The sequence below is a fragment of the Syntrophomonas sp. UBA1041 genome (genome assembly GCF_002316705.1).
Lineage (GTDB): Bacteria > Bacillota > Syntrophomonadia > Syntrophomonadales > Syntrophomonadaceae > DTU019.
This window is the reverse complement of the sequence record NZ_DCEA01000099.1, coordinates 28,648-28,915: the sequence shown is the minus strand read 5'-3', so window position 1 is coordinate 28,915 and position 268 is coordinate 28,648. Positions and strand designations below refer to the sequence as shown.

Genomic DNA, 268 nt, shown 5'->3' with positions numbered 1-268 from the left:
CCTCAAAAGCTGGGCGATGGCGCGCAGCAGATTGTCGCCGGCCTGATGACCGAACACGTCATTAGTGATCTTTAAACCGTTGACATCACCCATGATCATTGACAGGGGCAGCTGCCGGTCCGTGTTGAGGCGGGCCAGTTCCCTCTCAAAAAAGGCCCGGTTGTATAACCCGGTCAAACGGTCATGATAGCTCAGATAAAAGATTTCAGCGGCTTCTTTCTTCTGCTGGGTGACATCTCTGAATACCAGCACTACCCCCAGCACATCA

Annotated in this window: 1 protein-coding gene; it reads right to left on the bottom strand. The window is 53.0% G+C overall.

Annotation, left to right across the window (positions count from 1 at the left end):
* A partial coding sequence (locus B2633_RS14510) for a GGDEF domain-containing protein (protein ID WP_483171444.1) occupies positions 1-268 on the bottom strand: 268 nt, incomplete at both ends.